This is a genomic window from Fimbriimonadia bacterium (assembly GCA_039961735.1).
GTDB lineage: Bacteria > Armatimonadota > Fimbriimonadia > Fimbriimonadales > JABRVX01 > JABRVX01.
In genome coordinates this window covers 128,139-151,164 of sequence record JABRVX010000020.1, presented here as the reverse complement: position 1 = coordinate 151,164, position 23,026 = coordinate 128,139, and the positions used below count along the sequence as shown (strand labels likewise).

General features: G+C 62.0%; 20 protein-coding genes and 1 tRNA gene. 10 read left to right on the top strand and 11 right to left on the bottom strand.

Going from position 1 to position 23,026, the window contains the following annotated elements; all coding sequences use genetic code 11:
- The first annotated feature begins 31 nt into the window (after nucleotides 1-31).
- Complete coding sequence (gene lexA, locus HRF45_07310) at nucleotides 32-715, top strand: transcriptional repressor LexA (protein MEP0766329.1); 684 nt, start codon at nucleotides 32-34, stop codon at nucleotides 713-715.
- Nucleotides 716-724: 9 nt separating this feature from the next.
- Here lexA and tsaB read toward each other — a convergent pair whose 3' ends face one another.
- The 3 genes from tsaB to HRF45_07295 are packed head-to-tail and all read right to left on the bottom strand — an operon-like array spanning nucleotide 725 to nucleotide 2,272.
- Entirely contained in the window at nucleotides 725-1,393 is a 669-nt protein-coding gene (gene tsaB, locus HRF45_07305; protein ID MEP0766328.1) for a tRNA (adenosine(37)-N6)-threonylcarbamoyltransferase complex dimerization subunit type 1 TsaB, read from the bottom strand.
- The gene (gene tsaE / locus HRF45_07300; protein ID MEP0766327.1) at nucleotides 1,374-1,853 is read right to left on the bottom strand and encodes a tRNA (adenosine(37)-N6)-threonylcarbamoyltransferase complex ATPase subunit type 1 TsaE; all 480 of its coding nucleotides are present in this window, start codon (nucleotides 1,851-1,853) and stop codon (nucleotides 1,374-1,376) included. The genes tsaB and tsaE overlap by 20 nt, the downstream gene beginning before the upstream one ends.
- Nucleotides 1,841-2,272 (bottom strand): hypothetical protein, encoded by a 432-nt coding sequence (locus HRF45_07295; protein MEP0766326.1) that lies wholly within the window; start codon nucleotides 2,270-2,272, stop codon nucleotides 1,841-1,843. The genes tsaE and HRF45_07295 overlap by 13 nt, the downstream gene beginning before the upstream one ends.
- Between HRF45_07295 and HRF45_07290 the strand changes: the two genes are divergently transcribed.
- Complete coding sequence (locus HRF45_07290) at nucleotides 2,265-2,708, top strand: hypothetical protein (GenBank protein ID MEP0766325.1); 444 nt, start codon at nucleotides 2,265-2,267, stop codon at nucleotides 2,706-2,708. The two genes, HRF45_07295 and HRF45_07290, sit on opposite strands and share 8 nt — an antisense overlap.
- Here the strand turns inward: HRF45_07290 and HRF45_07285 are convergent.
- Nucleotides 2,705-4,084 (bottom strand): phosphomannomutase/phosphoglucomutase, encoded by a 1,380-nt coding sequence (locus HRF45_07285; protein MEP0766324.1) that lies wholly within the window; start codon nucleotides 4,082-4,084, stop codon nucleotides 2,705-2,707. The two genes, HRF45_07290 and HRF45_07285, sit on opposite strands and share 4 nt — an antisense overlap.
- A 76-nt stretch (nucleotides 4,085-4,160) precedes the next feature.
- On the opposite strand from HRF45_07285, the gene HRF45_07280 reads away from it, so the two are divergent.
- From HRF45_07280 to HRF45_07265, 4 genes are all read left to right on the top strand, one after another.
- Nucleotides 4,161-4,979, top strand: coding sequence for an ABC transporter substrate-binding protein (locus tag HRF45_07280; protein MEP0766323.1), 819 nt, complete (start codon nucleotides 4,161-4,163; stop codon nucleotides 4,977-4,979).
- A gap of 304 nt (nucleotides 4,980-5,283) precedes the next feature.
- Complete coding sequence (locus HRF45_07275; GenBank protein MEP0766322.1) at nucleotides 5,284-5,961, top strand: PEP-CTERM sorting domain-containing protein; 678 nt, start codon at nucleotides 5,284-5,286, stop codon at nucleotides 5,959-5,961.
- 107 nt (nucleotides 5,962-6,068) lie between these two features.
- A complete protein-coding gene (locus HRF45_07270) occupies nucleotides 6,069-7,025 on the top strand; it encodes a hypothetical protein (protein MEP0766321.1) in 957 nt (318 codons plus the stop codon).
- Between the two features lie 127 nt (nucleotides 7,026-7,152).
- The gene (locus HRF45_07265; GenBank protein ID MEP0766320.1) at nucleotides 7,153-7,884 is read left to right on the top strand and encodes a prepilin-type N-terminal cleavage/methylation domain-containing protein; all 732 of its coding nucleotides are present in this window, start codon (nucleotides 7,153-7,155) and stop codon (nucleotides 7,882-7,884) included.
- A 38-nt stretch (nucleotides 7,885-7,922) separates the two neighbouring features.
- On the opposite strand, the gene HRF45_07260 is transcribed toward HRF45_07265, so the two are convergent.
- From HRF45_07260 to HRF45_07240, 5 genes are all read right to left on the bottom strand, one after another.
- Nucleotides 7,923-7,999: transfer RNA gene (locus tag HRF45_07260), tRNA-Ile, on the bottom strand.
- Nucleotides 8,000-8,137: 138 nt separating this feature from the next.
- Nucleotides 8,138-9,820 carry a diguanylate cyclase gene (locus HRF45_07255; GenBank protein ID MEP0766319.1) on the bottom strand — a complete coding sequence of 561 codons (1,683 nt, stop codon included), beginning with the start codon at nucleotides 9,818-9,820 and terminating at the stop codon, nucleotides 8,138-8,140.
- Between the two features lie 167 nt (nucleotides 9,821-9,987).
- On the bottom strand, nucleotides 9,988-11,034 hold the full coding sequence (locus tag HRF45_07250) for a phosphoribosylformylglycinamidine cyclo-ligase (protein MEP0766318.1): 1,047 nt from the start codon (nucleotides 11,032-11,034) through the stop codon (nucleotides 9,988-9,990).
- Between the two features lie 2 nt (nucleotides 11,035-11,036).
- A complete protein-coding gene (purF, locus tag HRF45_07245) occupies nucleotides 11,037-12,443 on the bottom strand; it encodes an amidophosphoribosyltransferase (GenBank protein ID MEP0766317.1) in 1,407 nt (468 codons plus the stop codon).
- Between the two features lie 264 nt (nucleotides 12,444-12,707).
- The gene (locus tag HRF45_07240) at nucleotides 12,708-13,520 is read right to left on the bottom strand and encodes a patatin-like phospholipase family protein (GenBank protein MEP0766316.1); all 813 of its coding nucleotides are present in this window, start codon (nucleotides 13,518-13,520) and stop codon (nucleotides 12,708-12,710) included.
- Between the two features lie 36 nt (nucleotides 13,521-13,556).
- On the opposite strand from HRF45_07240, the gene HRF45_07235 reads away from it, so the two are divergent.
- From HRF45_07235 to HRF45_07220, 4 genes are all read left to right on the top strand, one after another.
- A complete protein-coding gene (locus HRF45_07235; GenBank protein ID MEP0766315.1) occupies nucleotides 13,557-14,657 on the top strand; it encodes a PAS domain S-box protein in 1,101 nt (366 codons plus the stop codon).
- Entirely contained in the window at nucleotides 14,654-15,283 is a 630-nt protein-coding gene (locus tag HRF45_07230) for a response regulator transcription factor (GenBank protein MEP0766314.1), read from the top strand. Before HRF45_07235 ends, HRF45_07230 begins: the two co-directional genes overlap by 4 nt.
- Nucleotides 15,284-15,588: 305 nt before the next feature.
- The gene (locus tag HRF45_07225) at nucleotides 15,589-17,424 is read left to right on the top strand and encodes an ABC transporter ATP-binding protein (protein MEP0766313.1); all 1,836 of its coding nucleotides are present in this window, start codon (nucleotides 15,589-15,591) and stop codon (nucleotides 17,422-17,424) included.
- A gap of 144 nt (nucleotides 17,425-17,568) precedes the next feature.
- Nucleotides 17,569-18,957, top strand: a complete 1,389-nt coding sequence (locus HRF45_07220; protein MEP0766312.1) for an alpha-L-fucosidase — start codon at nucleotides 17,569-17,571, stop codon at nucleotides 18,955-18,957.
- Nucleotides 18,958-19,313: 356 nt separating this feature from the next.
- Here HRF45_07220 and HRF45_07215 read toward each other — a convergent pair whose 3' ends face one another.
- Nucleotides 19,314-21,884 carry a chitobiase/beta-hexosaminidase C-terminal domain-containing protein gene (locus tag HRF45_07215; protein ID MEP0766311.1) on the bottom strand — a complete coding sequence of 857 codons (2,571 nt, stop codon included), beginning with the start codon at nucleotides 21,882-21,884 and terminating at the stop codon, nucleotides 19,314-19,316.
- A 165-nt stretch (nucleotides 21,885-22,049) separates the two neighbouring features.
- The gene (locus HRF45_07210; GenBank protein ID MEP0766310.1) at nucleotides 22,050-22,664 is read right to left on the bottom strand and encodes a PEP-CTERM sorting domain-containing protein; all 615 of its coding nucleotides are present in this window, start codon (nucleotides 22,662-22,664) and stop codon (nucleotides 22,050-22,052) included.
- Nucleotides 22,665-23,026: the final 362 nt, after the last annotated feature.

Genomic DNA, 23,026 nt, shown 5'->3' with positions numbered 1-23,026 from the left:
TGCTGGCTGAGGAAAGGGGATGAGGCGGCACTTGACAAACCACTCGACATCCGTATACACTATCGAGACGGAAAGGGGTTTACACGTGACGCGCGGACTAACCTCCAAACAGGAATCGATCCTTCAGTGGCTGGTGGACTACCAGCAAAAGAACGGATATCCCCCCTCGATTCGGGAAATCGGCAAGGCATCCAACATCGGCAGCCTCCGAGGCGTGACGGTGCACCTCGACGCCCTTCAGCGCAAGGGATACATTGAGCGAGGCAACACCCCGAGAAGCATTCGCATCGTGCATCCCGAGTACCAACCGGAGCAGCAGGTGGTTCTTCTCCCGCTCATTGGCACGATTGCTGCGGGTTCACCGATCTACGCCTCAGAAAATGTCGAGGATCGTATCCCCGTGCCCAGCCAAATGGTGCGCAACGTGCGGGATGCGTTTCTTCTTCGGGTCAAAGGCGATAGCATGACCGGCGCGGGGATTCTGCCTCGCGACCTGGTGGTGATCAAGCCGCAGCAGTCCGCCAACAACGGCGACCTGGTTGCCGTGCTGCTGGGCGACGAGGCCACCGTGAAGCGGCTGCACTTCGACCGCAACTCGGTGTGGCTGGAGCCAGCGAACCCGGCCTATGAGCGGATCCCCATCCAGCAAGAGGATGCGCGGGTGATCGGGAAGGTAATCGGTCTGCTCCGCGACTACGAAGGCATGGCATTCTGAGCGACGGCGCTAGCGCCCGGCGAACGGCTTCTTGGGCTTCGTGATCGAGTAGGAGGCGACATAGTCGGGAACCAGGGCCTGCGCAAGGATCACCTCGCCTCGGAGCGCGCGGGGTACCGCAACTCGTGCAACCGACACCGATGACGGATAGCTGAACCCGACCTGCTCGCACCCGGGCGGCAGATGGTCCCACTCCGTTGGCGACGCAACGAACACGGGAGGGTTCTGGGCTGCTTCGGCGAGCGCATCCACAGCCTCTTCGTACGAGAGCATCCGCAGGTCGCCCTCCCTCTTCCCTTGCCGATACATTCCAAGATACAGGTGTCCCGCCTTGGCTGGTAAGAGGCAGGCCAACACGTCTGCGGCCCGGACATCTGCAGACATCGCATCCAGCGATCCCACACCGACCGTGGGCACCCCTTGGCTGTGAGCAAGAGTTTTCGCTAGGGTCACCGCGATCTTCACACCCGTGAACGAGCCAGGGCCCACGCATGCGGCGAACACATCAACGCTGGACAGACTCCAGTTGCACGTACCGAGAAGCGATTGCAGCGCGGTGAGCATCGGGCCGGCCACCGCGTTCCCTAGCTCACCCGACCAGTCCATGAAAGGCCCGTTCTCGTCGGCCAGCGCGACGCTGCACCGCGGCCCGTTGGCTTCAAAAGCGACCAGACGCAAGGAGCTCCTCCACGGCTAACAGCAATTCCTCCGAGCGAGGTCCACGTGCGCACAGCACGATGTCACGCTCCACCTCCCCCACGAACGAGAATCTCACCCACAACGCATCGTCCGGGAACGCCTCGGGGGCCCTGTCCGGCCACTCCAGCACGAGTGCATGTCGGACGAGCAGGTCGTCCAGGCCGAGCGACTTCACCTCCTCGAGATTCGTGAGCCGATACAGGTCCGCATGGGCCAAAGGGGGCAACGTGCGGTATTCGTGGACGAGGTTGAACGATGGGCTGCGAATCGGCCCTTCCACTCCGAGCGCTCTGGCGAGGCCGCGTACGAACGTCGTCTTGCCACAGCCCAGAGGACCCTCGAGGAGCACCACATCACCTGCCTCGAGACAGTTCGCAAGCGCCGCACCTAGCCGCATCGTGTCTTCCGCCGAGCCCGTTTGTACTCTCAGCTCCCGCATAAGTCCTTCACCGCACTGACGATGTCCGTCATGGCTTGTGAGTTGGAGAGGATGCGGTCGCAACCGATGCGCTTGCCGAGGGCAATCATCTCGGTCTCGCGCCCTCCTGCATGGCCGATCAGCTTGGCACCCGCCTCCCGCGCTTTGTCGGCTGCCACTTGTGCGTCGAACGAGTGGCAGCCGAGGCTCAGCACCATCACGTCACAGCAAACCGAGTCCGGCAGGCCGCCGTCCGAAACCTCCACTGCGAATCCTGCCGCCTCGAGCACCGATCGTAAACGCGCCGAGAACATGAGATTGTCTTCGGCTAGGAACACTGTGATGCGCCTGTCCACTTCGGCTGGATTATAGCCGTCGGGGCCGTCGCCCAGGATGTTGACATTCTGTCGCTGCCGAACGTACAGTAAGAACGTGGACAAACGAGACCGAAAGAGACCGAAGCGGGGAGCGCGTGCCGCAGGCATCATCGTGATGTGGGGGGTCGCGCCGGCTCTCTTCTTCGTGCTCGGGTTCCTGGTGCTGGGACCGTGGTATGCCAACGCGGGGTGGTTCCAAAAGCCACCTGCGCCGGCTGCGGAGGAGCAGCCCAATATGGACGATTCGGCACGAGGCGCCTGGTACGACGAGTCGGCCATCCCGGACCGGCTCGGCCCAGTCGGCGGCGGCGACTACTCCCGACCGCGGAAGTCACGAGCATCCTCGGAGCGCAAACAACCGCTTCAGGACTCGCCCGGTGGTGAAGTACAGGAAGTGATCGGGGGAAGCGAAGCGGGTGTGCCCGAGGATGTGCCCGTGCACGAAGCACCGCCCGTGGACAACGGCTCGGACGTGCAGCCCTCGGACTCGATAGACTAGCTACCTCGGACGCGCCGTTCCTCGAGCAGTCGCTTCAGCCGGCCCTCCGCCTCGGCGCGTGCCGGCTCGGGCAGCAGCACCAGAAAGCGTTGGGCTCCCTCGAGAAGGGCCTGCTCAGACGTGCCCTCGAACCGCAGCGCCAAAACGGGCTCCGTAACCGACGCTCTCACGATGCCCCAGCACTCGGGCCAGTCGGCACGTACGCCGTCGGTGAGGGTCAGGTCGGCCTCACCGTCCAGCCCTGCGCGGATCGTATCTATTACCTGCTTCCTTCCCTCGGGATACGGCAGGCGTATCTCTGGTAAGGTCACGTAGCGCGGCAGGCTGTCGAGCCGTTTCCGCAGGCCCCCCCACCGCGGTAGCAGCGAGGCAACGAGCAGTGCAGCGAACAAACCATCGTCTCCACCCGCCAGTTCCTCGAAGAAGAAGTGCCCGCTGACCTCTCCGCCGAACAGCGCACGCTCCCGGATCATGCGCGACTTCATGCTGGTATGTCCGGAACGTTCCCATAGCGCGACGCCGCCTGCAGCCTGCACAACGGCCGGCACCACTCGAGACGACTTCAGGTCGTGGATGACTGCCCTTCCCGGCGATTCCCGCAATAGCTCGCTCGCCACGACTGCTAGCATCTGGTCGGGCTCGACCACCTTTCCGTCCGAGGTCAGGAATGCAACGCGGTCGCCGTCGCCGTCGAAGGCGACGCCAAGCTCGACCGAGCGAGAGCGGACGGCCTCTGAAACCGCACGCAAATTCTCCGGGTCGGCGGGATTGGGGGCTCGGTTCGGGAAGGTTCCGTCCGGCTCGCAGTACACCTCGATCACGTCGCAGCCAACCGCGCGAAATACCTTCGGGGCGAGTTCCCAGAGGGAACCATTCCCCGCGTCCACCGCCACTCGAATCGGTGCCATTCCTCGGAACCGGTCGCTGAGGGCTTTGGCATAGGCGTCGGGGCCGCCGACACGCACACACGCTCCCGCACCGGAGGGTTCCCATCGCCGCGCGCTCAGGATCTCCAGCCGGGTCAGGTCCGCCTGCGAGATGGGAAAGCGACCGAGTTGCGGCTTGAACCCGTTGTACTTCGGCGGATTGTGGGATCCGGTCACCATGACGCCGGGCGTGACCCCAAGACGCGCCTTCTCGAAATAGTAAGCCGGCGTGGGGAGAGAGCCCATATCGAGCACCCGGCGCCCCCCGGCCAGAAGTCCGGCGATGAGCGCGTCCTTCAGAGACTGAGTACTCGGGCGAAGGTCGCCCGCGACCGCCACGGCACCGGGCTCCGCAAGCGCGGCGACCGCCCTCCCGAGCTTGTGCGCGAGGTTCTCGTTCACTTCCTCGGGATACACGCCGCGAATGTCGCAGAACTTGAAGGGGCTCATCACGCTCTTCCCAACCTTGGATTGTGCCACAACCAGCGACCACGCTTCGGTCGAACGACGCGGGTATGCTCCCTACATGCTGATTCGCCTTGGGCACAGCCCGGATTCCGACGACGCGTTCATGTTTTGGGGGCTCGCTTCGGGCAAGGTCGAAACCGACCTGCAGTTCGAGCACATCTTGCGGGACATTCAGACCCTGAACGACTGGGCGGAAGAGGGCCTGCTGGAGTGTACTGCTGTCTCCGTCCATGCCTTCGCGTACCTCACCGAGAGGTATGCGCTACTGCGACACGGGGGAAGCTTCGGCGATGGATACGGGCCGATGCTGGTCGCTCGCGAGCGCGACGTGGATCCGAAGGAACACGTGATCGCCGTCCCCGGGCTTCGGACCAGCGCCTACCTAGCACTACAGCTCTACCTGCCGGGTTGTCGCGTAGAGGTTGTCTCATTCGACCGTATCATCCCGGAGGTGCTCGAGGGGCGCTACGCCGTGGGGCTCATTATCCACGAAAGCCAGTTGACGCACGAGCAAGAGGGGCTGACGCTCCTACGGGACCTCGGCGCGTGGTGGGGCGAGGAGACAGGCCTTCCTCTGCCCCTGGGAGTGAACGTGGTGCGGCGGGACCTCGGCCCAGACGTTATGCAGAAGGTGTCGGATGCGCTCCGGGCCAGCATCGCGGCTGGGTTGGCCCAGCGAGAGGAGGCACTCGCGTATGCACTCCGCTTCGCGCGCGGGATGGATATTGAGACAGCGGATCGATTCGTCGGGATGTACGTGAACGAGATGACGCTGGACATGGGCGACCGTGGGTTGAAAGCTATCCGGGAGTTCCTGAGGCGTGGCGCTGCGGCTGGCCTCGTCCCAACGGCGACCTTCGAAGTCGTACCCCTGTGAGCGGAGCATCCACCGTGAATAATTCGATTCCAGATTGCCCCAGATGTTGACAAGCGACAGGATCGGGTTTATACTGAAGGCATAGGAAGCCACCCTAAGGGGCTCCTGAGGCTAGTTGCAGCTAAGGGCTCGTTCGTACGGGTCACAAAGTGCGGCCTCATCTCGCGAGATGCTTTGCTTCCCTCGGCTCGTTCGAGCCGGTTGGGGGAAGGGTCGTGCGGGGGATGTTTGTTTAGCCCCGTTAAGTTCCTACCTGTTGGTGGAATACAAGCCGGGTTTTCGGCTGGAAGTTTGGATACTTCCTATGAAGGGACTGAAAACGTATAGGCTGACTGCGGCCGCAGTCGTCTTTGCGTGCGTCTCATCGGTGCCCGCCGCTGATCTTTATATGTCATGGACGTGTACCCTGGACGGCTCCCTGGGGCAGGGAGCGTTTGGGCAGTTCAGCGGATCTACGGTAATCGGTGGGAACACTATCCACGACATCTATGGTGACTTCTTCTTCCCTAACGGCGTAGTCGGTAACGGCACTGGCATAGCGGTCGGAACCATCACGATCACCTGTGACGTTGTCGCGCCGGAAGGAGTGTTCATCCATGATGTGAGCATCTTCGACATCGGACAGATCGTCCCGGGCGTGCATGCAACGACGCCGTGGTACGCCTGGACAGAACTGATCCTCGACATTACTGATCCCAACAATCCGGTGACACTCATCTCGGATTCTGGGGTGGAGTACAGCCTTCCGCAGCAGCGCTACTACCAGTTCACGCCGACCCGCTTCCTCCGAATCAAGGAAGTCTACACACTGGACGGCGTGACCTACACCGATGACTTCGGCAACACCGTGATTGACGATACGGCCATGGTGGCACTGACCCAAGTTCAGAAGGACCTGTCACTGGTTCCCGAGCCGTCGTCGCTCGCGGCACTCGCGGCCGGGTTCGTCGGTCTCGCGGCGATGCTTCGCAGGAGAAGGTAGCCCTACTCCATAGTTTGGAACGTTGCCAGCCCCCGAAGCGGACGCTTCGGGGGCGTGGTATTTGGTCCCGATGACTTCCCCGTCGGTGCGGGGCATAATAGCCGCGGATGGACCCTAGGCTGGACCAGCTAGACTCTCGCTTCCGCGACCTCGTCGTGCGGCGATTGGGCACGTATTACGCTCGGCCGTTCAAGAAAGAGTTCTTAGACTCCCTTCCGCGTAAGATCTGGTTCTTGCGCGTGCCCAAGGACTGGAACATCGGGCAGTACGATTGGACGGGCAGGCCGGAGGCCAAGAAGCTGTCCGAGAGTTACGACGCGCGCCTCGCACTCGGCATCACTGCGCACTGCATCGGCTTCGCAGCGACCTTTTCGGGGATGATTGCAGGCCTCACGGGTGCCAGTCCAGAGGTTACTGCCTCACTGGTGGCCCCAGGGATCCTTGTTGGAGTACTGCCTTGGATCCTCGAGTTCGCCTGGCGAAAACGGTTGAAGCGTCGAGTGACGCAGGATGAGCTGCGACTCGCGATTGCTGAGGAGCCTCTATCCCGTGCCGACCGGCGCTACCTGACGATCCTGAACGAGATCTACGCACTTCCCCCACCCGCGCATTCGGAGGCCGCCCGGGTGCTGGAGAGCGTGAACGAAGTGATGGCGCAGTACCGGGAACTGGAGCGCAAGCGCGTCATCTTGCCATCGGGCCCCGATGAAGCGGCAATCGCCCGAAACGAAGCCGAGATCGAGAGGGTTAGGTCGGCGATGGAGAGCGAAACGGACGCTTTCGTCCTGGCAGCCAATCGAGAACGGATTGCCGCCCTCGAGGCTACGAATGAGAACCTGAGGCGCGTCGGAACGCTTGGTCGCCGTGTCGCGGCGCAAATGCGCGCCATGGAGACGTTGCTCGAGGGGGCAACGGCGGGCCTTGCACGCATGAGGCTGGCCCAGGCGGCCGACTTGGACGACGACACTCACCACCTTGCCGACCGCCTGCACCAGATGGCTTCGGACAGCAGTTCGCTCGAAGCCGCTCTCGAGGAAGTGCGCGAGTTGCGCGAAGGGCTGTAGCGAATCCCGGAGCCAACACGAAAACCCCGTAGTCCTATCGCGTGCAGGTTCAACCAATAGGCGGTGGAATCTTGTCTTCATTGATGGACCTCCGAGCCGGCGGCCCGAACGAAAGGTCGTAAGCCGAATGAACAAAGCGAAGTCCTTCGCAACCCGAGCGTTCACGCTGATCGAGTTGCTCGTCGTCATCGCCATCATCGCAATCCTTGCAGGGATCCTGTTCCCCGTGTTTGCGCGGGCCCGAGAGTCGAGCCAGAACACCGTCTGCAGCACCCACATGCGCCAAGTCGGCCTCTCGATCACGCTGTACTACGGCGACTACAACGAGACATTGCCAATCACCTGGACCTGGACCCAAGGCTGGTGCGATAAAAACGCCAGTTGGAAGCAGCTGTGCAAGCACTATCAGAAGGAAGACAACCTCTACAAGTGTCCCCTTTACTCGGGACCAAGAGTGGACTGCACCGACTACTTCGTCAACCCGCAGGTCCGTTGGACGGGCGAGTACGGCGTAAACAACTGGGCGTACATAGACAGCTTTACCAGCGCCGACCCCAACGGAGGCGACTATTACCGGAAGCGCTCGGCGAAGGTAATCGGCATGGGCGCGCCCGCCGAGACCATCATCGTGAGCGAGAACGGCGACGGCGACTGGATATCCGAGCCCGAGGACCTGCAGTGCAAGGACCCGGTGACCGGATTCACCATGCATACGGTGGACCCCGGCATCATCAAGTTTCGGCATGTCGGAAAGCGCTCGGCCACGGTTGCCTTCGTAGATGGGCACATGAAAATGCTGACCCGCGACCAGATCCACGCCCGCAACTGCCACTATTGGTGGCGGCACAAGAAGGAGTAGAACCGCAGCCCGTCGCGCGGCGGGACTGCTAGCGAAGCTGGTGGGCCCAGTTGGATTCGAACCAACGACCTCACCCTTATCAGGGGTGCGCTCTAACCACCTGAGCTATGAGCCCACAGGACACTCATTATACTCGGCACTCCGGTGCGTCGCAAGAGGTGGGTGAGGCTGACAGGGCATACGGGTTAGCCGCCGACTGACAGAAGCTCTGCCACCACTTCATCTCTCGGGTCATGGTGAAAGTCTACCCATCTCATGCCGAGAGCCGGTCGTGCGTGGTGGCGAGGCACACCCTGTCGCGGCCGGAGCGCTTGGCATCGTAGAGCGCCGCGTCGGCCTGAGCAACCAGGTCGCCGGGGGTCTTGATGCCGGGCCCGAGGCTCGCTACTCCTAGGCTGATGGTGATTGGAGTTCCGAACAGTTTTAGCTTGTGTGCTGCCTCGCGTGCTCGCTCGGCGAAGGCGACTGCGCCTTGGATATCGGTGTGCGGTAGGATGACCGCGAACTCCTCGCCTCCGTATCGTGCGCAAGTGTCCGTTTCTCGCGCGAGTCTCTTAAGCAGTGCCGCCACCTCGCGGAGAGCCTCGTCGCCGCCCGGATGCCCGTGACGGTCGTTGAACTGCTTGAAGTGGTCCACGTCTATCATCACGAGGCTTAGGGGGGTGCCGTGGCGTGTGGCAATGCCGAATGCTTCCGCGAGCTTGTCGTGAAAGCTGCGATGGTTGATGAGGCCGGTGAGCCCATCGGTGTGGGCCATCTGCCGCAGGCGCTCGTTCAGTGTCTCTAGCTGGGAGTTCTGCCATTGCAGTTGCTCGCTCAGCGTCTGCACTTCGACGCTGTAGTCCGCCATCTCCTCGTTGAGCGCCTGGAAGGTGTCGAGCTGTGCAGAGATCTCTGCCTTCTGGTCTTCCAACTCGGTGAAGGCGGCGGAGAGTTCGTCTGCCATCGCATTGAAGCTCTGCGCGAACACGTCGAAGGCGTCTCCCGTACCGTTCGTCTCCATCCTGGCAGAGAGATTCCCTTCGGCTACGCTGCGCGCGGTGTCGGCGCTGGCCATCAGCGGTCGATTCACCATCGCCCCGATGCGGATGCCGATGACGGCTGCAAGGAGCACGGACAGAAAAAGCGATGCAACGGTGACAAGTCTTCCGAACGCTGAGAACAGGGCGAAGCCGGAGGACAGCCGAAGCACGGCGAGCGTGCCAACCCGGTTTCCTTCGGAGTCCAGAATCGGACCGAAGGCTACGTACGAGCCTGCTGGACACTGCGAACAATTCTCGACACCTTGCCGATCGCGCCACAACTCCAGTTGGCTCGGCTTGAGTTTGTCGGACTGCGGACCGGACGCCACGTAGTGCCCGCCCGAGAGCAGAGCCATGGAGTAGCCGGTGACATCAGAGACGACCTCCAGCATCTCCTGGTCCACATACCGTGCGATGAAGATGACGCCGACAGCAGGTAAGTCCTGGCTAGCGGGTCGGATGGGAGCCGCACTGACCGCTGCGAGCCTGCCGTTCAATCGGAAGAACCCGGAGGAATGGGCTCCCTCGAGAGCGCGCTCCACTCCGGGTAGTCGTAGCGGGTTCCGCAGTGCCTCCTCGGACAGTGGACCGTGCGACCACGTCATCCCGGCAGACGGCGAGTGCACGAGCATAACCGTCGGCTCGACTCGCCAGGGCAGCGTCAGCAGGTTCTTGGTGAGCCAGTCGCCATCCCCTGCTCGGACAGCTGCGAACAGGCTCGGCCGTATAGCTGCATCGAGGGCGAGGTCCTCGACTGCTCGGAGGCTGATAGACATGCCGCGCTGCGCCTGCCTGAAGCTGTGTTCTGCCTCGAGTTTTGCCTCGCGCTGCATTTGAGCAGCTCCGAACTGCCGCAACACGAGGAACTGGCAGATGAGCGCCGCGAGCACGGCAAAGAACAGGAGCCCTCTCACCCTGGTGTGAAACGGCCACCGCCCGAATCCCCGGTAAAGTCTCTCTCCCAACCTCGCCAAGTCACCCAACCACGCGCGCAGGTCCCCTACGCTCTACCTTGCAGGTTCCACTCTGACTGGTCCTCGGGCGCCCGTGGGGTTACGGGGTTGAGTGGCTCAGTAGGATATCAGGGGGGGCCGGGGCCGAAGCGAACCTCGCACTCTCCCGACACAACCTCGCCGATCTGCCAGGCTTCGTCGCCTGCAGCACGCAGAGTTGCCAGGACCGAGTCGCTCTCGGCACGCTCGACAACCATGACCAAACCCACACCAAGGTTGAACACGTGGAGCATTTCGCTGTCGCTCACACCGCCTGTGCGGATCAGGCCGAACAGGGCCGGTTCCTTCCAGGTGCTGCGATCTACGTATGCTGCGAAGCCGGCGGGCAGCATGCGGGGCACATTGTCCACCAGCCCGCCACCGGTAATGTGTGCGATGCCTTTCACCGGTCCTGCATGTCCGAGCAGGGGAGACACCGATGCGAGATAGCAGCGATGGGTGGCGAGCAGGGCCTGTCTGGGCGTGACGCCGAGCGCGGAATGCGGCTCGTCGGGCGAAAGCGCGAGGGTCTCGAACAGCACGCGTCGGGCGAGTGTGTAGCCATTCGTGTGAAGTCCGGTGCTGCCGAGCGCTATCAGAGCGTCCCCCGGCCGGACGTCGGGCCTCGGAAGCCGTGCTGCCTTAGATACCACACCTACGATGCATCCCGCCAGCTCGAACGCCCCGCCGGAGTACACGTCCGGCATCTCCGCCGTCTCTCCCCCGAGTAACGCGCAGCCCACGGCCTTGCACGCCGCCGCAACGCCCTTCAGCACACATTGGAACGCTTGCGGCTCGATCTTGGAGGCGCCGAAGTAGTCCAAGAAGAAAAGCGGTCGTGCACCCTGTGCAAGAATGTCGTTGACGCAGTGATTCACGATGTCCGCGCCGATCCCCTCGAAGTGCTGCGGGGTGACCGCCAAACTTGTCTTCGTGCCGACCCCATCGATGCTGGCCACGAGGACGGGCTCTTCGATGCCTGGAAAGCTCGCGAGGTACATGCCGCCGAACTCCCCAACATCGGAGAGCACGTTCGGGGTATGCGTGCTGCGGATCAGGTCTTTGGCCAGAGCAAGGCTTTCTTGTGCGCGGGAAATGTCCACTCCGGCGGCGGCATAGTCTCTTACCTTGTCCAACCTCAGCCCTCTCGTGCGGCCTGCACGAGCGTTCGCCGATCCTCGCGAACCTTCTCGAACATATCCTTTGCCACCAGCTTCTCGCGCGGGATGGGTACGGGGTAATCGCCAGTAAAGCAGGCGGTGCAGTGCAGGCCAGGCCCGTCTCCCACCGCATCTATCAGCCCCTCGACGCTGAGGTAGCCCAACGTGTCTGCGCCTAGCTTTGCACAAATCTCGTCGACGGTATGGTTGGCGGCGATCAACTCCTTATGCGTGGCCATGTCAATCCCGTAGTAGCAGGGGTGGCGGATGGGTGGAGCGGTGATGCGCAGGTGCACTTCGGCGGCACCCGCTTCGCGCACCAGGCGCACGATTTGTCCCGTCGTCGTACCCCTCACGATGCTGTCGTCCACCAGCACGATGCGTTTGCCTTCTATGTACTCGACCAGCGGGTTCAGCTTTAGGCGAACGCCCATCGCACGCATCCGCTGCTCCGGTTCGATGAACGTGCGGTGGATGTAACGGCTCTTGATGAGGGCCTCCTGGAACGGGATGCCCGACTGCCTGCTGAAGCCGATGGCAGCAGGGACCCCGGTGTCGGGCACTGGCACTACCATGTCGGCCTCGGCGGGGTGTTCCTCGGCCAAACGCGCTCCCATCCGCTGCCTTGCTCGGTGGAGGAGGTGCCCCCCCATCACGCTGTCGGGCCGAGCGAAGTAGATGGCCTCGAACACGCATAGCCGGTCTCGACTAGGCATGCCGCTCCGCACGCTGCGCAGGCCGTTTTCGCTGATGACGATAACTTCGCCAGGGCGCACGTCGCGTACCAGCTTAGCGCGCACGGGGCCGAACGCGCACGATTCTGAAGCGAGCACCCAGTCGCCCTCCGTCTTGCCTATGGACAGCGGCCGGATGCCGTTCGGGTCGCGCACGCCAATGAGCTGCGTCGGCGTGAGGATGACGAGCGAGAAGGCGCCCTCGAGTCGCTCGACGGTTCGAATGACCGCACGTCCGATGCTCTGCTCGTCCGAGTGCATGATCAGTTTTGCGATTACCTCGCTGTCGCTGGTCGAGTCGAACTCGATGCCTTTGGCCTGGAGCTCGAGGCGCAGGGAATGGGCGTTGATCAGGTTGCCGTTGTGCACCACGGCGATGGAGCCGACTCTACTCGCGCAGAAGATGGGCTGGGCGTTCTGCACTACGCTGGAGCCGGTGGTCGAATAGCGGGTATGCCCGACGGCGATGTGCCCCTTGAGGCCTGCGAGGGTCTCCTCGTTGAAAACCTGCGTGACCAGCCCCATACCCTTGAACATACGGATCGTGCGGCCATCGGATGCTGCGATGCCGGCACTCTCTTGCCCTCGATGCTGCAGGTTGAACAGGCCGAAGAAGGCGAGGCGGGCTGCGTCGGATGCGCGGGAGTACATGGCGAAGATGCCGCACTCCTCTTTGGGATGATCGAGGTCCAGTGGCTCGACTATGATCGCCTTTCCTCCCCTCGGTGGCGCGATTGGACTAGGGGTCTCGAGTATAGCACGCGGACGCCGATTCTCCCAAAAGACCCTCGGGGTTGACAGGAGGAATCGGAGCCTGCTAGAATAGCATGTGGACACCAAGGATGGTGGGAACGAGGGAAGCCGCACGGATGCGGCTCCACCTTATTCCGTAGCGGCAAGGGCCGCTGTTTTGCGTTAAGGCCCCCTCCCCGACGCCTCACTCACGCACTCTACCCCCGCTTTCACTATCCTGTCTGCCGCTCCGAAGCTCTGCGGCGTAAGGCCGCCCAGTTTCGGCTGCAGAAGGAAATCCCCCAGGTCGCGGTACCTGGCACAGAGCCCTCGCCTGGCAAGCATCTTGATCCAGCGTCTCCGCGGCTCCCTATCGTCCCGCAGCGCCCCGTGTAGGAACCCCAGCTCGATGCCCATGACGGGCAGCCCGAAGCGGCGCAGCGCCGCGCAGGGCAGGTTGTCCGCGCTGCCGCCATCCATCAGCCTCTGCCCACCGACTCGCACGGGCGAGAACGCAAGAGGAAGCGAACACGAAGCGGCGAGCGCTTGCCATACAGACAGTTTTGGGTCATCGAGATACAGCGGTTGCGAGGGATCGTTCACGGGTGCGGCGCACACGACCACCGGCACGTGGCAATCACCGAGAGTGGCTTCGCCGAACACCCGTCGGAGCTGCCTCCGCACGGTCCAGCCCCTGCTCAGCACGGCGAGCCAGAACGCGGATTCGGACGCAAGGCGGGGGATGTCGTTCAGCGCGTCGGGCCCGAGCAACGCCCACGTTGCAGCAACGATGGCACCCATACTGGTGCCCGCGACCGCTCGGGGCTTCAGATCCCGAGCCTCCATCTCACGCAGCACGCCGATATGCGCAAACCCCAACGCCCCACCGCCACCAAGCGCGAGAGTGAATCCCGTCTCGCGCAAAGCCAGCATATCCACGCGGTATGTATACACCCTGCAGCGTTCGAAGTGCCGCGGAGCAAGGCGACTCGCCACTCGCCCTGTATACTATTGTGAGGCGGAGTGCAGATCATGAGCGGTAGCACGGGCAAGAGTAAGGCGCCAGCGGCAAGGGATGCCGAGTGGCTTCGGCAGATCGTGGACGAGAACCTAGCGGGGATTTACCGGACGTCGCTGGACGGCCGCATTCTCTACTGCAACGACTCCTTTGCTCGGATGCTCGGCTACGCTTCGTCCGAGGAGATGAAGGAGGTGAATGCCGCCGACCTCTACCCGAGCGAGCGTGCACGTAACTCGTTTCTGAAAACGCTGCGCACACGCGGATCGCTGCAGAACTTCGAGCTGACCCTTCGACGCAAAGACGGGCAGAAGGTCACGGTTCTAGAGAATGTTAGCTTGGTGTACGACTCGGGCAACGAGGGTGAGATCATCCAAGGAACGTCCGTAGACATCACCGCGTTGAAAGCGGTCGAGTCGGAGCTGCGCAAGAGCGAGGAGCAGCATCGTTCGCTTGCGGAACGTCTTCGTGATTTGGCTCAGCACCTCCAGAAAGTGCGCGAGGAAGAGAGAACCCGAATCGCTCGCGAGCTACACGATGAGTTGGGACAGGCGCTCACGGCCCTAAAGCTGGACCTTCACTGGCTTGCGGAGCGCACGCCGGATGCCGATCTCGGCACAGCACGGATCCGGTCCATGCTAGGGCTCGTCGATCAGACGATCACGTCAGTTCGGCAGCTCTGCTCCTACCTCCGCCCGGCCATCCTAGATGACCTCGGCCTGGGAGCCGCGATCGGATGGATCGCACAAGACGTCGAACGACGGACGGGCATCAGGTGCCGGGCGACAATGTCCGGCGAAACGCCGGAGTTGCCTGTACACGTCGCGACTGCGGCATTCCGCATCCTCCAGGAGAGCCTCACGAACGTTGTGCGGCACGCCAATGCGACGGAGGTGGAAATCGCATTGAGCACTCGGGGAGGCCGGCTTATTATGGAGGTGCGGGACAACGGGACGGGTTTTTCCGAGGGGCGACGGCGAACCGGTGTATTTGGTGTGGCCGGGATGCAGGAGCGGGCCCTGGAACTGGGTGGCAAGCTACGCGTGATATCGCGTCGGGGTGTGGGAACGCGCGTTAGGCTGACGGTTCCTCTAGCTGAGGGAACGGCGCAATGATCCGGGTGCTGATCGCGGATGATCATGCTGTGGTCCGCGAGGGGTTGCGGCGCATTCTGCTGGCGGCAGGCGACATGACGGTCGCAGGCGAGGCTGCAACTGCACAAGAGCTGCTCCAACTCGCCAGACAGGTGGCGTGCGACGTGGCACTCGTGGACCTGTCTATGCCGGGATCCGCAGGCCTGGAAGCGCTGCGCGAGCTTCGGAGTCTCAGACCCGGGCTGCCCATCGTAGTACTCAGCATTCACCCCGAGTCGCAGTACGCAGTTCGTGTCATTCAGGCGGGCGCTTACGCATATCTTGGAAAGTCGGTCGAACCTACGGTCATCCTTCATGCGATCCGGAAGGCGTACGTTGGGGAGAGGTACATCACCGAAGAGGTCGGACAACTACTTGCCGACCATTTGGTATCCGCGAGAGATCGCGCGCCACACGAGCTGCTGTCCGACCGGGAGTTCCAGGTGCTGGAGATGCTGGCCAAGGGAAAGACGGTGACGGAGATCGCCGCCGAGCTGTCGCTGAGTACGAAAACGGTGAGCACTTATCGAGCACGCGTATTGGCCAAGCTGGGCGCGCGGACCAACGCCGATCTTACGCGCTACGCGCTGACGCACGGCCTCGGCTAGCGGCCCCGTGTGCCCCGGTTGGGTCCTTGTCCTACAACCGATATGGCCGTCTGCCGACAACGGGTTGTTCGATTTGGTGCGATCCTATTCGGACGTAGGCGGGTCGAGCCGACACGCGCCTTGCGTTGCGCCATCTCGGGACGGCGGCTCTGTAAGAGACTCGGCTCACCCGCCCTGCGCTTTGTGCCACCTGCCGGCGGTCCTGCGGCAACCAGGGCTTTGGCTTCCACCCCAACATCACCCTCTTCGCTCCTGTCATACTGGAGATGCATCCCATGTGAATAGCCCGCAGGCAGGTTTTTGACTTGAGTCATCCCGTCCGCGACGAAACGGAGCCAAAGCGAAGCGTAAACAGAGCGACGGTTCGCCGGGTGGTCGACCTGTTCCGACCATACCGCGCCCGCGTCGGCCTGACCCTCATCGCGGTGATAGTGGGCGTGCTGATGGGGCTGCTTCCTCCGTACTTCCTGCGGATCATCATAGATGACGGGCTGCTGCGGAACGACCTCCGAACGGTCTCTATCTTTTCGGCACTCACCGTCATCGTCACCATCGCCGCCGCCGGGGTCACGTTGCTCTATGGCTATTGGAGCGTGCTGATCGGGCAGTACATCATGTGCGACATTCGCAACAACCTGTTCGTTAGATTGCAGGCAATGTCGCTGAGGTTCTTCACAGCCACGCGTACAGGTGAGATACAGACACGCCTCATCAGCGACGTGCAGGGAGTTCAGACCGTCGTCAGCACCACGGTGACCGATGCACTCTCCAACGTGGCAATCGTGATCACCTCCCTAGTCGCCATGTTCCTTCTCGATTGGCGACTCACGCTGCTATCGGTAGGAATGGTCCCACTGTTTGCGGTGATCGGCTCGAAGGTAGGAGACTTTGCTAAGAATGTCCGACGCGGCACGCAGGAGCAAACCGCCGAGTTGAACTCCATGATGCAGGAGACGCTCTCGGTATCAGGCGTGCTGTTGACGAAGACCACCGGTCGGCTGGACACACTAACACGCAAGTTCGATCAGGAGAATCGGAAACTGGCGGGTTGGCAGATCAAGATGACACTGGTGAACTACCTGTTTTTCGCCATGATCCGCCTGATCACATCGCTGGCTCCGGCGCTGGTGTACTGGCTTGCGGGTTACCTGATGTGGAGGGGCGATGCCAGCATAACGGTGGGAGTGCTTGTAGCGTTCACGGCGCTGCAGACGCGAATGTTCTTCCCGCTAACCGGCTTGCTGAACATCCAGGTGGAGATCCTCAGCTCCTTCGCGCTGTTCGAGCGTATCTTCGAGTACCTCGACCTCCAGCCCGATGTGCAGGAGTCACCCAACGCAGTGGCGTTGCCCAAGGAGTCGGTGCTGGGAAGGATCGAGTTTCGCGACGTCTGCTTTTCCTATGACGAGAGCGTGCGCAGTCACGCCGTAGTGGACATCTCCTTTACAGCCGAGCCGGGACAACTGGTCGCCTTGGTCGGACCGTCAGGAGCCGGCAAAACAACCCTCACATATTTCATTCCACGGCTTTACGATCCTGACAGCGGACAGGTGCTTCTCGACGGCCACGACGTGCGCGACATCAGGTTGCAGGACCTCGCGGAGATCGTGGGAGCCGTAACTCAAGAGACCTATCTACTGCACTCCACAATACGCGAGAATCTGCACGTAGCTAAGCCCGATGCTACCGACGAAGAGATGGTGGAAGCTTGTCGGCTGGCTGCCATACACGATCACATCACGAGCCTGCCGGAGGGTTACGACACCGTGGTAGGAGAACGTGGATACAGGTTTTCCGGCGGCGAGAAACAACGCCTCGCCATCGCCCGCGCTCTCCTGAAGAACCCACGCGTGCTCATCTTGGACGAAGCGACCTCCGCGCTGGATACCCGTTCCGAGCGGCTCATCCAAGCTTCGCTCGCGGGGCTGATGAAGGGACGAACCACCTTCGCAATCGCACATAGACTATCGACGATTCTTGCCGCAGACCAGATCCTGGTGATGGATCAGGGACGCATCGTCGAGCGAGGAACGCACGAGACACTGTTGGCTAGAGGTGGGCTGTACAGGCGCCTGTACGAGGAGCAGTTTGCACAGCCTACTACGGTACGGGTATCGGATGAGGACGGGAATGCCGACTGAGGGGCATTCGCGTGCAGGCCCGGCACTCTCGATGCCGAACTTTCGACTATCATGAGTGCTCTGACACCGATCGTCGGTCTCTGCCTTGCCTGTGTAGTTGCGTGCAGTAGTACCTCGCAGGAGGCGTCGTGGGAGATACTGCAGATGACAAGTGTGCCGCCGAGCGCGCCGACACCACTTCTTCCCATACCCAGCGAGAGACAACTCGCGTGGCACAAGCTGGAGATGTACGCGTTTTGCCACTTCGGGATGAACACGTTTACCGGGCGCGAATGGGGAGACGGGACCGAGTCGCCCGAGCTGTTCCAGCCCACTGAACTCGACTGTCGGCAGTGGGCACGGGTGCTGAAGGACGCCGGATTCAAAGGGATTATCATCACCGCGAAGCACCACGACGGCTTCTGCCTGTGGCCCTCCCGTTATACCACCCATTCGGTAGCACACACCTCGTGGGGGGATGGCAAGCGCGACGTAGTGGGCGAGCTGGCCGCAGCGTGTAGGGAGTACGGGCTGAAGTTCGGGGTTTACCTGTCACCATGGGATCGACATGAACCATCTTACGGAGACTCTCCCCGTTATAACGAGCACTACGAGAACCAACTCACGGAGCTGCTCACCAACTACGGCGAGGTATTCGAGGTGTGGTGGGACGGCGCGTGCGGTGAAGGCCCCAACGGAAAGAGGCAGGAGTACGACTGGAGGTCGTATGAAGAGTTAGTCAGGCGGCTGCAACCGAAGGCCGTCATCTTCAGCGATGCGGGACCGGACGTTCGGTGGGTCGGTAACGAACAGGGCTTTGCGGGCGAGACGAACTGGTGCATGCAGCGACGCGATGACTTCGCTCCAGGCAAGGTGGCCGACCTCTCGTTGCTGACGCACGGGCAGAAGGATGGGACACACTGGGTGCCCGCGGAGTGTGATGTGTCCATCCGTCCTGGGTGGTTTTATCATTCGGAGCAAGACGCGCAGGTCAAGTCGGTCGAGCAGCTCGTGGACATCTACTTCAAGTCGGTGGGTCGAAACGCGTCGCTGCTACTCAACGTGCCGCCGGATAGGAGGGGGTTGATCGCCGAGCCGGATGTTCAGAGGCTTCTCGAGTTCAGAGGGGCACTCGATGCCATCTTCGCACGGGACTTGGCTCGCGAGGCGAAGGCCGTGGCGAACTGCGTCCGCGGTGGGGATGCCAGGTTCGCTGCCGAGCGTGCTATCGACGGGCTGCCCGGCAGCTATTGGGCGACGGATGACGGTGTTCTGACTGGCTCGCTGACTATCACTTGGCGTGAGACCGTGCAGTTCAGCGTGGTGATGCTGCAGGAGAATATCGAACTGGGGCAGCGAGTCGAGGAGTTCTCCATCGAGGCTCGAGTGGGTGGGCAGTGGCAGGAGGTTGCGCGCGGCACTACCATCGGGTACGAGCGTTTGCTACGAATCCTGGTGGTGGAGGCCGATGGGCTGCGTGTAAACATCCTCGGTGCGCGGGCGTGTCCCACGATCTCCACCGTTTCCGTATTCGCACCGCCATCACGACCCTAGCTGGTTGGGGTGCATTATCCTGCTCGTCGCATCTACCAGAAGCGTTCTCACGCAAAGATCGCGAAGGTGCCGCGGAGGACGCCAATGCTGCTACAGTCTTTGCAATCTCTTGGGCAGTTGGCGAGCAATCCGGCCGACGCAGCACCAACGCTGCCGACAATGACCCTCTCTTCGCAATAGCCGGCACGTCGAGATCGCAGAGGACGAGCAGAGCGCGCAAGACCGGCCGCAGCAGCCGCGTGACAGACACTGCGAGACGCCGTCGTGACCTTCGCGCACTTTGCGGAGCCTCGGCGCCCGTCTACTTCACCGAGCGCAACCGATCCTTGAACAGGCACCTTGCACGCACCAGGAACTCACTCCACCACGATCTCTCGAATCACCACCCAATACGGAGATGGGGCGACGACGCGGACTCGCACCGCACGGAGGCTGCGAGTAGTGCCCGGCCCGAAGGAAACCTCTGCCACGCCGTTGGAGAACTCCGCGACAGGCTCGTAGTCCACGCCGTTCACCGACACCTCTAACACTCCTGCGTACACGATGTCCGATGGGTGCTCTTGGTGGCCCGTGAGCACTCTCAGCCTACTCACTCCAAAAGGTTCGTTAAGACGTACGGTGAACGTGTCTCCTGCAACCGGCCCCCTGCTGCACCAGAAAAAGGATTCCTCGTCACTGTCTATCGTATTCGTGGGAGCATATGTCTCGTAGGTGGGCATGGTAGTCTCCACAGTCGCCGGTAGTGCGAGCGTGCGGTATCGTGCCTCCCCGATCCCGCCCGTCGTGCCGTCCGGATAGTAGGCTCTAGCCCGGACCACCGTGGTCCTATCCAAGCGCAGCTTGGCGCCGTAGGCAGGTGATTGCTCCGTCGGGTCCGAGCCGTCCAGCGTGTACCTGATGATGGCCCCCGGCTCGATGGTGGTCATCTCCACGTCTTGCGTGCCATGGAACTCCCACTTTCCAGGCAGAATGATCGGTGTCTTCGGCAGTGCTGCGATTTCCGCTACCAGACGTTCCCACTTCTCGAGGTTGCGGTCGAGCCACCACCCACGGTTCTCGACGAGCCACAGCCGACGATAATCGTCGCGCAGGGCACGTGCCTCGGCCAGCAGCTGCCGGATCCCTTCGGCCGCCTTATCGAGTCGCGTCGCGTCGTCCGCGCGTAGCAGGTGCGCAACCAGTACACGCAAGCCGCTGAACGCGGCCCGTCGTGCGGCGTGCAACGCGACTTCCAGCGAGTCGGCGTTCATCGGCTGCGCACGCAGCAACCTCTCCAGCCCATCGCGGATCTTCCCTGCCTTGCGTGCGAGCCCCAGTGCATCCGAGACACTACCACTGCGTCGGTACACCTGCTCCATCGTACGCCAGAATGCACCGTCGTTCATGCCACCCGATGCCGGGTTTTGCCTTAGCTCACTCAGCGCATGTAGCAACTCCGCTGTATCCGTGCCGTCGGTGCCATGAAACAGCGGACCGAACGCTCTGTCGAACCGAGCGAGCCTTGCCTCCCGCAACGCGTTGGCATCTTCGCCAGGCTCCGGCACGGCGGGTCGCCAAGAGCACTCGGCTCCCCAAATCAGCGGGTACCAGTTAGCGTTGAAGAGGTTTTCGCCGCTGTCGTCCCACGTGGTGTTGATCACACCCATAGCCCCGTGTCTCGCGCCATCGCGGATGTAGTTGGAGATGTTGATGCAAGCGGTGCGGAGATCGGGGTACACCTGGCTCCAACAACTAACACCGGGGCACACCATGAAGCGGAAGCCCAGCTCGGTGAAAGGCTGGATGGCATCATCGAAACTCTCGCCAGCATGGTATCCCCACGAGAGCACTATTAGGTCTTTGGGCAACCGAGGGATGATGTCGCGATGGTGCAGTGCGATATCGCCCCACATCAGCGCGGTCTTCCCGTAAGGCCTCAGCAGGTCGGCGATGCGCACGATGTGGCGCGCATAGACCGATCCTAACCCCTCCTTCTCCACCATCTCCTTGCTGGCTCCCGTTCCCAGCCCACCCGTCTCGTCGCAGTTGATGTTGAAGAGAGGGCTCTCGTACGCCGGAGCGATCTCGCTGTATACGTCCGCCAGAAACTGGTAGCTCTCTTCTTTGGCCGGCGAGATCACCCATCCTGCCTCGCCGAGGTGCTCATAGCCAGGCACGCTCAGGATGTTAGCGAAGTGTCCGAACGACTGGAAGTTCCCGATCACCTCCACGTGGTAGCGCTTGGCATATCGCGTCAGCTCCCGCACCTCATCGGCCGTAATACCGTCGGGCGGTGCGATGGTCGGATGCTTCTTCAGCTTGAAGACGTGCTCAGTGTAGAGCGTGAAGGAGTTCAGCTTGTATTCGGACATGGTGCGGACCTGGCGCTTCAGGTACTCGAGCGTGGGGATGGGTCCGCGCGAGATGTCGTCCTGCCACCCACGTACCTTCAGCGCGGGCCAGTCCAAAATCGAGCAACACGGTATGGCGGCCTCCACGCTGTTCGCACGAATGATCTGCTTCAGCGTCTGCACGCCGTAGAAGATGCCCGGGGCACTACGTGAGGCAATGACGATGCGGTCGGGGTCAATCGAGAGTACATACGATCCCTCGATGTTTGCGTCCGGCAGCCGCAGCAAGAGCGACTCGAATTCGGAGTCGGCAGACGAAGAGCGGGCCAGCACGACTGCGCCGGACGCGCCCAAGCTGACCGATGCGCGAATCCCCGCGGACTCGCGAAGCTCCTCAGCGAGCTGAGATGCGGCAAAGGAGTCGTCCTCATCACCGCAAGTTACCGATATCGAGGCGATGCGGTCGAGCGCGAAAAGTCCCTCTGCCGTGGTGACGGATTGCGGCGACGGGATAATGCGCAGAGGGATTTGCGGCGCGCCGTAGGAGACGGTGGCGAACAAGAGGGTCAGCAGACAGACGAGAATGAACGTACCCACGGCCATGTGTCCTCCAGAGGCGTTTTGCGCGAAGCTTTCGCCAAATTCGCTACAGCGGGTGAACACACCTCGTGAGTTGGCGCAAACAACAGCGGATGGCCGGGCCACAGAGTGGCCCGGCCATCCCATAGGATATGAGCCTCCGAGAGGCCCTGTCTTGCCTACCTATTTCTTGCGGCGGCGAAGTGCGAGCGCGCCAAGACCCGCCGCGATAGCGGCCATCGTCCCCGGCTCCGGAACACACCAGCTGTCTACGACGAGCTGATCGATGTATAGCGGCCGACCGCCTGCGACCACGTATGCCTTCGTCCAGTCGCAGAACGGGAAGCGATAGTCGGCCCGAAAGTGGGTCCAACCATCTCCCATGTCGATGTAGCCGAAGTCATAGGGATCACCCAAAGGCCCCACGTCGCCCGGAGCCCCGAAGTAAGTGAGTTGGAACCGGTACTCCTTTTCGTGATTGTAGTCCACCACATTCGGTATGGTGAACTCCATGAAGGTGTCGGGGGCGATACACCAAACCCCCCTGCGGCCCTCGAACTCAGGGAACCAGACGCTGGCGCTGCTGACGTCAGAGATAAATGGCTCGCCGTAAGGATTCCAGAACACCTCGGGGTGTTGCGACGGGGTGTAGAACTGCCAGTGCTGAAATGTCGTGTCCGGGAGCCCGCGATACCACGGGGGCGTCAGGTCGTCGGCGACCGCGCTGAGAGAGAGTGCAGCGGCTGCCATGGCCGTCAGAATGGCTCGGGTCACTCGCTGTCGTCGTAGGTTGATCATCTGTTACCCTCCGGTTTCTTTCATGCGTTCATCGTGGACGCACCGGAACGCGTGCGTTCCGATCACCATCAGGCGGCAATGACAGGTGTTGTACAGCAACCCATTACTTCGGGGACCCGACCATCGGCCGCATCCCTCGAGGTGTCTTACCTCTACTTATTTGGCGCACACTCGCCGCCTCCGGCCAGTCCGTCTGGCGGCGAGCGCCCCCCTAATCTCCCCTTTTCAAAGCTAGGGTGGAGACCGAGCCGTGAAGCTTTCGCCCTCCCAGACCCTAGGCAAGCAGACGGCTAGATCCTTTTGGCCATGCCAGAGCGGACCAAAGCCTGGGTACTATTATACAGTAAATTGCTTATCTTAGC

What these genes read in the sequence shown, in the direction of transcription:
- tsaE (MEP0766327.1), bottom strand. Translation starts at nt 1,853, where the DNA reads ATGCGGGAGCTGAGAGTACAAACGGGCTCGGCGGAAGACACGATGCGG.
- HRF45_07285 (MEP0766324.1), bottom strand. Translation starts at nt 4,084, where the DNA reads ATGAGCCCCTTCAAGTTCTGCGACATTCGCGGCGTGTATCCCGAGGAA.
- HRF45_07280 (MEP0766323.1), top strand. Translation starts at nt 4,161, where the DNA reads ATGCTGATTCGCCTTGGGCACAGCCCGGATTCCGACGACGCGTTCATG.
- HRF45_07275 (MEP0766322.1), top strand. Translation starts at nt 5,284, where the DNA reads ATGAAGGGACTGAAAACGTATAGGCTGACTGCGGCCGCAGTCGTCTTT.
- HRF45_07270 (MEP0766321.1), top strand. Translation starts at nt 6,069, where the DNA reads ATGGACCCTAGGCTGGACCAGCTAGACTCTCGCTTCCGCGACCTCGTC.
- HRF45_07265 (MEP0766320.1), top strand. Translation starts at nt 7,153, where the DNA reads ATGAACAAAGCGAAGTCCTTCGCAACCCGAGCGTTCACGCTGATCGAG.
- purF (MEP0766317.1), bottom strand. Translation starts at nt 12,443, where the DNA reads ATGTACTCCCGCGCATCCGACGCAGCCCGCCTCGCCTTCTTCGGCCTG.
- HRF45_07235 (MEP0766315.1), top strand. Translation starts at nt 13,557, where the DNA reads ATGAGCGGTAGCACGGGCAAGAGTAAGGCGCCAGCGGCAAGGGATGCC.
- HRF45_07230 (MEP0766314.1), top strand. Translation starts at nt 14,654, where the DNA reads ATGATCCGGGTGCTGATCGCGGATGATCATGCTGTGGTCCGCGAGGGG.
- HRF45_07220 (MEP0766312.1), top strand. Translation starts at nt 17,569, where the DNA reads ATGACAAGTGTGCCGCCGAGCGCGCCGACACCACTTCTTCCCATACCC.
- HRF45_07210 (MEP0766310.1), bottom strand. Translation starts at nt 22,664, where the DNA reads ATGATCAACCTACGACGACAGCGAGTGACCCGAGCCATTCTGACGGCC.